Origin of the sequence: Actinoplanes sp. NPDC051470, assembly GCF_040682035.1 — a bacterium.
Taxonomy (GTDB): Bacteria; Actinomycetota; Actinomycetes; order Mycobacteriales; family Micromonosporaceae; genus Actinoplanes.
The window spans coordinates 263,140-271,990 of the sequence record NZ_JBFBAA010000012.1 but is presented as its reverse complement, the minus strand read 5'-3'; the positions used below and the strand labels follow the sequence as shown (position 1 = coordinate 271,990).

Below are 8,851 nucleotides of genomic sequence, written 5' to 3'. Positions count from 1 at the left end.
CCAAAGGAATCGCGAGGCAAAACAAAACCTCGCCATAAATTGGCACTGGCTTATCAAGCACCCTGTTGAGTTCTCAAAGAACAACCACACACCAAGTTATCAGCCTCATTTAAAGGCTAGATCCTCGGGGTGACCTCCAGGACGGCCGCTGCAGTGGTTTTACCCTCCGCGGCTCGCCCGTTTCCCTGGTGGCAGAGAGAACATTACATGGGGTTTCCCGGGGCTCCAAATCGGGGGGCTGCGACCGCGGTCACAGGCCCCCGACCTGGGAAAACGCGTTTCAGGAGGGCAGAACCTCGACGCCGGCAAACGTTCGCTTGCCCTTCCGCAACACCAGGTAGCGCCCATGCAACAGAGCGGAAGCGGGAACGAGAGCCTCGGCGTCGGTAACGCGCTCGTTGTTCACGTATGCCCCACCTTCGGCCACCGTCCGCCGCGCCTCTCCCCCACTCTTCGCGAGGCCGGCGAGCTGCAGAAGCTGGCCGACGGCCAGCGACGACGCCGGCACCGACACCAGACCGGCCTCGGACAACGCGGCACGCAGGGTCGAGGAAGACAGATCCGCCAGAGCACCACGCCCGAACAGCGCCTGCGACGCCGCCACGGCCTGATCGGCCTCAGCAACGCCGTGGACCAGCGACGTCAGCTCGTACGCCAAAGCCTTCTGAGCGGAGCGAAGCTGAGGTTTGGCGACCGCCTCCTCCTCCAGCGCTTCGAGCGAGGCGCGGGACTGGAACGAGAAGTAGCGGAGGTAGTTCGAGATGTCCTTGTCGTCGGCGTTGATCCAGAACTGGTAGAACGCGTACGCCGAGGTCATCGCCGGGTCGAGCCAGACCGAACCGCCCTCGCTCTTGCCGAACTTCGTGCCGTCCGCCTTGAGCACGAGCGGTGTCGTGAACGCGTGCACCGGCCCGGCGCCCCGGCGGCGGACAAAGTCGACCCCCGCCGTGATGTTGCCCCACTGGTCGGACCCGCCGAACTGGAGCCCGCACCCATGCCGCTGATGGAGCTCGTAGAAGTCGTTGGCCTGGAGCAGCTGGTAGCTGAACTCGGTGAAGCTGATGCCGCTCTCCAGCCGGTTGCGCACCACGTCGCGGGCCAGCATCTTGTTGACCGGGAAGTGCTTGCCGACGTCGCGCAGGAACTCGATCACCGAGGTCGGCCCGGTCCAGTCCAGGTTGTTGACCAGGGTCGCGGCATTCTCACCCTGGTACGACAGGAAGGGCGCGAGCTGGTCGCGGATCCGCTGCACCCACTCGGCCACGACCTCGGGCGGGTTGAGCGTGCGCTCGCTCGACTCCCGCGGGTCGCCGATCTGACCGGTGGCCCCGCCGACCAGCAGCAACGGGCGGTGGCCGGCCTGCTGGAGACGGCGGGCGGTGAGCACCTGCATGAGGTGCCCGACGTGCAGCGAGGCGGCGGTCGGGTCGAAGCCGACATAGAACGTCAGCTGCCCGTCGTCGAGCGCCGGCCGGAGCGTCTCCGGGTCGGTCGAGTCTTGGATCAGGCCACGCCACTGCAGGTCGTCTACGAAAGTCACCGGGGAATTGTCGCGCACGGCCAGGTGCGGATCACATCGGGTTTCGCCATGCTGAGGCGATGAGTCGCCTCGTCAACCCCGCGCCGCCGTACGAGATCAGCAAGAAGAAGGCGGTCGCCCGCCTGGCCGAGGCGCAGCAGCGTCTCCTCCGGTTGCGGCTGACCCTGGGCGGTCAGCTCAACACCCCGATCGGACCGCCGCTGACCTGCGTCTTCGAGGGCTGGGACGCGTCCGGGAAGGGTGGCGCGATCAAGCGGCTGGTAACGCCGCTCGACCCGCGGTTCGTCCGGGTGTCCCAGTTCGCCGCCCCGACCTACGACGAGAAGCGGCACCACTTCCTGTGGCGGTTCTGGCCCAAGCTGCCGGGCTGGGGCGGGATGGCCGTGTTCGACCGGTCCTGGTACGGCCGGGTGCTGGTCGAGCGGGTCGAGGGCTTCGCGACGAAGGAGCAGTGGTCCCGCGCGTACAACGAGATCGTGGAATTTGAACGGACCCTGGTCGCCGAGGGCATGATCATCGTCAAGTTCTGGATGCACGTGTCGCCGGAGGAGCAGCTACGGCGCTTCGAGGAGCGTTCGAACGACCCGCTCAAGCAGTGGAAGCTGACCGACGAGGACTGGCGGAACCGGCAGAAGCGCGAGACCTACGAGATCGCGATCAACGAGATGCTCGAGCGCACCGACCCGACCTGGGCGCCGTGGCATGTGATCGCCGGCGACGACAAGCACTACGCCCGGTTCGCGGTGGTCGAGAAGGTCTGCGAGGCGATCGAGGCCCGGCTAAAGACCGAGGACCTTCCGGATTGATTCCTGTACGTCGTCAGCCGGCGGCCGCGCGTCGATGTTGAGGACCGGCTCCTTGCGCCCGAACAGCTCCAGCACCGGCCGGGTCTGCTCGTGGTAGTCGCGGAGCCGGGCGTCGAGCGCCTCGGGCGTGTCGTCCGGCCGGGTGACCAGCTCGTGGCCGCAGATGTCGCAGCGACCCTCCTCGGACGGGCGGTCGGCGATCAGGTTGTAGTCCATGCCGCAGTTCGGGCAGAGCCGGCGGCTGAGCACCCGGCGGCGCACCTCGTCGTCCGGGATCTCCAGGTGGATGACGGCGTCGATGTCGTACGACTCCATGAAGAACTCGGCCTGCCGGGCGTTGCGCGGGAACCCGTCGATGACGAAGCCGTAGTTCCAGTCGTGCTGGTCGAGGCGCCAGCGGACCACCTCTTGCACCTGGTCGTCGCCGACCAGCTCGCCGGCGTTCATGGTCCGCTTGACCTGGGCGCCGAGCTTGGTGTGGTTCTGCACGTGCCAGCGGAACAGGTCGCCGACGCTGAGGTGCACCATCTCGTACGCGGCACACAGCATCTTGCTCTGGGTGCCCTTGCCGCTGCCCTGCACACCCATGATCACGTACTTACGCATCGACAGATCCCATCCGCAGGGGTCCCGGTGCCACGCGGCCGCCGATCGTGGTGGGGTCGACGCTCCAAGCAGCGGCGACCCTGAGCACGTCTTGCTCGGCGACCAGCACGGTGGTGTCGTCGTTCATGGTGCCGGGTAGCCCGGCGTCACGCTCGGCGGGGTCAGGGTCGCCGTGCCACGAGGTGATCTCCCCGGTCTGCCCGACGTACCCGAACGCCCTGATCAGTTGACCGTGGGCGGCGCGCTGCCAGCGGTGCGACTCGGTGACCCGATGCGTCGCGAAGAACTGCACCTCGGTATCGAGTTCCTTGGACAGCGCCGGCAGGTCGGGGGTGGCGACCAGGAACCGGCGGCCGACGGCCAGCGCCCAGCCGTCGATCGGCGGGGTGACCGCCACCCGGTTGTCGGTCAGGTGGGCCAGGTCGATGCCGTCGCGCCAGCGGATCTCCCCCAGGTCACGCAGGCCCAGCGCGGCGATGATCGATGAAGGGTCACCATCGCGTACGGCGATCCATGCCTGTTTGCCACCGAATCCGACCATCACGTCCGCTTGTTCCATACGACAAAACTAACCCAGTGCTCTCGTGATCATGCCCAGCCGTAGTCGCGGCGCAGTTCGACGGCCACCTGATCGAAGCGCGGCTGGTCGAGCACGGCGCCCTCGCGGCGGATCCCGTCCTCGTCGACCTCGAGCACCCGGTCGAGCCGGACCCAGCTCGGCCGGTTCTCGCGGTCCCACGACCCCGGGCCGAGCCCGAACCAGTTGCGCTGGCCGTCGCGCTCACTCTGCGAGGAGAGCATCAGGCCCAGGAGGGTACGGCCGTCACGGCCGACCACGAGCACCGGCCGGTCCTTGCCCTGCCGCGGGTCGTCCTCGTACTTGACCCAGGTCCAGACGATCTCGCCGGGATCGGCGTCGCCGTCCAGGTTCGGGGCGTACTCGACCCGCCGGCCGCGGTCCGCCGTCGGGACGTGCCTGGGCGCGGACTTGCGCGCCGGTGCGAGCTTCTCGGCGACGCGCCTGGCGATGCCGCTGATGTTGATGGCCACGGAGGCACTCTACGGTTGACGGATGCATCCCGACATCGACGCGTGGCAGCCCTGGCATCCGGCGACTTGACCGCCTCTCCGCCCTTATTGCGCGGGGAGGACTCTGCGGTCCTGCGCGGGGTTGACTAAGTGGGTGCGGTGGGTACGCGGCCTAGCCTTGTGGTTCGGCATGTCGGGCGGTGCGGGTTTGAAAGGGTGACCAATTACGCACGTGGAGCGGAGCGACCCTCGGCGGGAGCGACGGTCTGTGCCACCCACCCAGCTACGACATGCTCTTGATCTTGGGTATTTACAGCTCGGCGCTGTGCTGGAGGCCCAACTTGGCGTAGATGTCGCGCGGGGGCATGGCCTGGGCTCGGTTGGCGAGGTCTTCCAGGTAGATCCAGGTGGCCGTGCCGTAGACGGCGCGCTCCTGGCGGACGAAGGGCGCCACCGCGGCCCACACCTGGCGGATCGCGGTGCCGTTGCCGCCGATCACCAGCTCGGGGTCGACGACCCGGTGGGCGACCAGCTTGCCGAGGTCGTCGTAGCGGCCGGCCACCATGCGGACCTGGCTGCGCACCTCGGGCGGCAGGTCGCGGAACGGCAGCGGCGGATCGAACTCCTTGGCCAGCACGTCCAGCACGTATTCGCGGGCGGCGAAGAACTCCTCGCCGCGGAACTGGTCGAACATCTGCAGCACGACGGGCAGGGCGTAGCCGGCGGCGGACGTGCGCATCTGCCGGATGGCGAGCAGGGCGGTGACGCTCAGGGCGACGACCGCGACGACGACGGCGAACAGGTCTAAGACGGCATCCGTGTCCACGTCCTACACGCTAGGTGACAGTGGCAACGGATGTCCCTAGTGGAGGGCGAGAGATGTGTCCGGGTCGAAGAATCGCAACGCGGACGGCGGGAACGTCAGGCCGACGGACGACCCGGTGAAGCCGGACGCGGTCTGGACCTTGAGCTCGCCGCCGGCCCACCGGACGGTCAGCAGGGTGGTCGCCCCGGTGGGCTCGGCCACCTCGACCTCGCCCGGAATGTCCCCGTCGACACCGACATTCTCGGCGCGGATGCCGACCAGCACCTTCCGGTCCTCCCAGCCGTCCGGGGCGCCGTCGAACGCGACGTCGTCGACGACGAGGCGGCCTTCGCGGACCAGAGCCGGGAAGAAGTTCATCGGCGGCGCGCCGAGGAAACCGCCGACGAACTGCTCGGCCGGCTCGGCGTACACCTGCATCGGCGTACCCAGCTGGGCGATCGTTCCGTCGCGCATCACCGCGACCCGATCGCCGAGCGACATCGCCTCGGCCTGGTCGTGCGTGACGTACAGGGTGGTCGTACCCAGCCGCCCGACGATCTTCTTGAGCTCGGCCCGGAACTGCATGCGCAGAAGGGCGTCCAGGTTGGACAGCGGCTCGTCCATCAGCAGCACATCGGCGTCCACCACGATGGCCCGGGCCACGGCCACCCGCTGCCGCTGGCCACCGGAGAGCTGGGCCGGATAGCGATCGAGGTAGTCGCCGAGATCCAGCAGCTCCGCCGCCCGCTGGACCCGAGAAGACCACTCGGCCGGCGGGACCTTGCGCATGGTCAGGCCGAAACCGATGTTCTGCCGGACCTTGAGGTGCGGGAAGATCGCGTACGACTGGAACACCATCGACAGCCCGCGCTCCCGGGCCGGCAGGGCGGTGACGTCCCGCCCGCCGATGGTGACCGTCCCCGAGTCGGGGGTCTCCAGGCCGGCGACCATCCGCAGCAGCGTCGTCTTGCCGCAGCCGCTGGGGCCGACCAGCACCAGGAACTCGCCGTCCTCGACCGAGAGCGAGATGTTGTCGGTGGCCCGCCGGTGGCCCGACGGGTAGGTCTTCACCAGGTTGCTGACGGTCACGTTCATCGGAGCGTCGTCCCCCACATGTTGAGCAGATAGCGCCGCACGATCAGGATGAAGATCAGCGCCGGCAGCACCAGCGCCAGCCCGCCGGCGAACCGGAAGGCCAGCGGCGAGTCGGCCAGCGTGGCCAGCAGCTGAGCGGGCAGCGTGCGGCGGCCGAGGGTCAGGATGCTGGCGCCGAGCACCTCGTTCCAGGACAGCACGAAGGTGAACAGGGCCGAGGCGGCGATCCCGGGCAGCGCCTGCGGCAGCACCACCCGGACGAACGCGGCCAGCGGGGTCGCCCCGAAGATCATCGCCGCTTCCTCCTGCTCGTGCGAGACGCCCAGGAAGATGGCCGAGGTGATCAGGATCGTGGTGGGCAGGGCGAGCGCGGTGTGCAGCAGGGTCACGCCGTACGACGTGTCGTAGAGCCCGAGGTCGAGGAACGTGCGGCCGAGCGGGACGGACAGCACCACGATCGGCAGGGCCCGGGTGAGCAGCAGGCCGAGCTGGTAGACGTCCTTGCCGCGGAAGGCGTAACGGGCCAGCGCGTACCCGGCGGGCAACCCGATCGCGAGCGCCAGCACGACCGTGCTCAGCCCGATCGTGACCGAGTTGATCAGGCCGCCGACGATGCCGGTGGAGCGCAGGAACGTACCCATCGTCTCGCCCGACAACGAGGTCGGGAGCAGCGGCAGCGGGAACTGGTTGAGCGCCTCGCGGCTGGTGAACGCGGCCAGCGCGATGAGGTAGATCGGCACGGCCATGAAGAGCGAGACGAGTACGCACAGAAGCTGGACCACCCAGCGCTTACCGAGCACCGCGCATCACCCTCAGGTATCCGATCGACGCCACGATCGACAGCATCAGCACGACCAGCGCGATCGCGGTGGCCACGTTGGGGTTCTGCAGCGTGTAGTACCACTGGTAGGTCTCGCCGACCAGCAGCGGGAAGCTGCGCCCGGTCAGCGCCTGGGCCACCGCGAACGCCTCCAGGGCCAGGATCGTCCGCAGGATCAGCGCCACCTGCAGGCTGGGCCGCAACTGGGGCAGGATCACGTGGCGGACCCGCTGCCAGTAGGTCGCGCCGAGCACCGCGGCCGCCTCGTCGTAGTCGCGCGGCACGTTCTGCAGCCCGGCCACCACGATCACGAAGACCAGCGAGGTGGCCCGCCACAGCTCGGCGATCAGCACGGCGAGGAACATCGTCCCCGGGTTCTCCACCGACAGCCACGCGTACGAGTCGATCCCCAGATGATCGAGCACCGAGTTGAGGTAGCCCCGATCGGTGAAGATGGACAGCCACACCAGCCCGGCGGCCAGGTCGCTGATCGCCAGCGGCACCACCCAGAGGTAGAAGTGCAGCCCGGCCAGCCGGGGCTTCTCCCGCAGGAGCAGCGCCATGGTGATGGCCAGCACGAACTGGAGCGGGATGAGCACCACGATGAGCAGGGCGGTGTTGCGGGCGGCCTCCCAGAAGTACGGGTCGTCGACCATCCGGCTGAACGAATCGGGCTCGGAGAACGCCTGCAGCACACCGCTGACCAGCGGCCACGCGAACAGCGCGGCCATGAACAGGATCGACGGCAGGATCAGCCAGAGCTTCTTCATCCGGCCTTGCACTCCGCGCCGGCCGGGTCGGGCTGCCAGCACGGGATCTTCAGCTCGGCCAGGATCTTGTTCAGCTCGGTGGCCTGCGCGTCGAGGACCTGCCGGACCGGCTTGCCGTCCAGGCAGATCTCCTTGAAGCAGTTCTTGAAGATCTGGCCGACCTCACCGTCCCGCGCGCCGAGCCCGACCGGGGGCAGCGACAGAATCGCGTTCGGCGCCTCCCGCTGGCCCTTGATCGCTTTCTGCGCGAGCCCGACCGCGCCGGGCAGGTCGGCCGGGACCGGCGCGTTGGTGACCGGGAAGAACGCGTTCTGCTTGAGCACCTCGAGCTGCACATCCGGCGTGGTCAGCGCGGTGATCACCTGCTTGGCCTTGGCCACGTCGGGCGCGCCCTGCGGGATGCCGAGACCGGCCAGCACCAGCATGTAGCCCAGCCCCTTGGGCCCGCTCGGCGCCGGCACCATCAGCCAATCATCCGGCTTGTCACCGGGCGCCCCGACCAGCCGGGCCACGTGGTCGAAACCGACCAGCACCTCGCCCCGCTGCAACGGCTCCTGCAGGTTGTCGTAGTTGGTGGAGCCCCGCGCGGTCTGCGCCCACAGCTCCTTCATGTACTCCCACGCGGTGACCGCCTCGGCGCTGCGGAACGTGGTGATCTGCCCGCCGGTGAAGCTCGGCAGCAGGAAGCCCTGGAAGAACCGGTGGTAGAGGCCCTTCACGCCGGCCGGGATGCCGAGGATCGGCTTGCCGCCGTTGCCCGCCCGGCCCTTGGTCGCCCAGTCGAGCAGCTGGTCGTAGGTCAGCTTCTGCACGTCGGCGCCGGACGGCAGCCACTCGAGCGCCTTCTTGTTCACCGCCAGCACATAGCTGGCCTGCATCCACGGGATGTACTTGGTGGTGCCGCCGCCCAGCTTGGCCAGGTCGGTGAGCTCCTGGGGGAAGCCCCGGTCGCCCAGCGTGCCGAGCAGGTCGTCGAGGTCGGTCAGCCGGTCGGAGTGCGGCGCCAGGTCGCCGTGCAGCGCGCCGGCCACGCTGATCTGCACCTTCTTGGCCGCCACCTGGGTGGTCAGGGTGGAGGCGAAGATGCCGGTCTCGACCTGGTTGAAGGCCACCGGCACCGGGGCCTTCTTGAGGATCTGCTCGAAGCGCTGCTTCTCCTCGACCGGGCTGAACTGGTTGGACATCAGGGTTATGCCGCCGGAACCCGTGGTCCCGGTGGTCGAAACGCCGCCGCAGGCGCTCAGCACGGGAGTGGCGGCCAGGGCGGTCAGCAGAGCGCGGCGCGAAATCGTCATCGCCGATCCCCTTCGTCGTGACGGTTGGGGATCAATCTATGGGCGTCACTGCGGTTTGTCAGCTTGTGAGCTTCGTACCAAGATC

At 68.4% G+C, this 8,851-nt stretch carries 10 protein-coding genes; 1 reads left to right on the top strand and 9 read right to left on the bottom strand.

Annotation, left to right across the window (positions count from 1 at the left end):
- Window positions 1–280: 280 nt before the first annotated feature.
- Entirely contained in the window at window positions 281–1,540 is a 1,260-nt protein-coding gene (tyrS, locus tag AB0M54_RS22850) for a tyrosine--tRNA ligase (RefSeq protein ID WP_364323797.1), read from the bottom strand.
- A 59-nt stretch (window positions 1,541–1,599) separates the two neighbouring features.
- Here tyrS and AB0M54_RS22845 point away from each other — a divergent pair, with 59 nt between their 5' ends.
- Window positions 1,600–2,346, top strand: a complete 747-nt coding sequence (locus AB0M54_RS22845) for a UDP-galactose-lipid carrier transferase (RefSeq protein ID WP_364473539.1) — start codon at window positions 1,600–1,602, stop codon at window positions 2,344–2,346.
- Here AB0M54_RS22845 and AB0M54_RS22840 read toward each other — a convergent pair.
- The 8 genes from AB0M54_RS22840 to AB0M54_RS22805 all read right to left on the bottom strand — a co-directional run bounded on the left by AB0M54_RS22840 (window position 2,320) and on the right by AB0M54_RS22805 (window position 8,766).
- Window positions 2,320–2,952, bottom strand: coding sequence for a nucleoside monophosphate kinase (locus AB0M54_RS22840; RefSeq protein ID WP_364323793.1), 633 nt, complete (start codon window positions 2,950–2,952; stop codon window positions 2,320–2,322). The two genes, AB0M54_RS22845 and AB0M54_RS22840, sit on opposite strands and share 27 nt — an antisense overlap.
- Window positions 2,945–3,511 (bottom strand): hypothetical protein, encoded by a 567-nt coding sequence (locus AB0M54_RS22835; RefSeq protein ID WP_364323791.1) that lies wholly within the window; start codon window positions 3,509–3,511, stop codon window positions 2,945–2,947. The genes AB0M54_RS22840 and AB0M54_RS22835 overlap by 8 nt, the downstream gene beginning before the upstream one ends.
- A 29-nt stretch (window positions 3,512–3,540) precedes the next feature.
- Entirely contained in the window at window positions 3,541–4,002 is a 462-nt protein-coding gene (locus tag AB0M54_RS22830; protein ID WP_364323789.1) for a type II toxin-antitoxin system PemK/MazF family toxin, read from the bottom strand.
- A gap of 289 nt (window positions 4,003–4,291) precedes the next feature.
- Window positions 4,292–4,807 (bottom strand): hypothetical protein, encoded by a 516-nt coding sequence (locus AB0M54_RS22825; protein ID WP_364473537.1) that lies wholly within the window; start codon window positions 4,805–4,807, stop codon window positions 4,292–4,294.
- Window positions 4,808–4,843: 36 nt separating this feature from the next.
- Window positions 4,844–5,881: an ABC transporter ATP-binding protein gene (locus AB0M54_RS22820; protein WP_364323783.1), complete on the bottom strand. Its 1,038-nt coding sequence runs from the start codon at window positions 5,879–5,881 to the stop codon at window positions 4,844–4,846.
- Window positions 5,878–6,681, bottom strand: a complete 804-nt coding sequence (locus AB0M54_RS22815; protein ID WP_364473535.1) for a carbohydrate ABC transporter permease — start codon at window positions 6,679–6,681, stop codon at window positions 5,878–5,880. The genes AB0M54_RS22820 and AB0M54_RS22815 overlap by 4 nt, the downstream gene beginning before the upstream one ends.
- Entirely contained in the window at window positions 6,671–7,471 is an 801-nt protein-coding gene (locus AB0M54_RS22810; protein ID WP_364473533.1) for a sugar ABC transporter permease, read from the bottom strand. The genes AB0M54_RS22815 and AB0M54_RS22810 overlap by 11 nt, the downstream gene beginning before the upstream one ends.
- Window positions 7,468–8,766, bottom strand: coding sequence for an ABC transporter substrate-binding protein (locus tag AB0M54_RS22805; RefSeq protein WP_364473531.1), 1,299 nt, complete (start codon window positions 8,764–8,766; stop codon window positions 7,468–7,470). The genes AB0M54_RS22810 and AB0M54_RS22805 overlap by 4 nt, the downstream gene beginning before the upstream one ends.
- Window positions 8,767–8,851: the final 85 nt, after the last annotated feature.

Excerpts from the sequence above, each read along its gene's own strand:
- AB0M54_RS22805 (WP_364473531.1), bottom strand. The coding sequence starts at position 8,766 with ATGACGATTTCGCGCCGCGCTCTGCTGACCGCCCTGGCCGCCACTCCC.
- AB0M54_RS22820 (WP_364323783.1), bottom strand. The coding sequence starts at position 5,881 with ATGAACGTGACCGTCAGCAACCTGGTGAAGACCTACCCGTCGGGCCAC.
- AB0M54_RS22810 (WP_364473533.1), bottom strand. The coding sequence starts at position 7,471 with ATGAAGAAGCTCTGGCTGATCCTGCCGTCGATCCTGTTCATGGCCGCG.
- AB0M54_RS22835 (WP_364323791.1), bottom strand. The coding sequence starts at position 3,511 with ATGGAACAAGCGGACGTGATGGTCGGATTCGGTGGCAAACAGGCATGG.
- AB0M54_RS22845 (WP_364473539.1), top strand. The coding sequence starts at position 1,600 with ATGAGTCGCCTCGTCAACCCCGCGCCGCCGTACGAGATCAGCAAGAAG.
- AB0M54_RS22840 (WP_364323793.1), bottom strand. The coding sequence starts at position 2,952 with ATGCGTAAGTACGTGATCATGGGTGTGCAGGGCAGCGGCAAGGGCACC.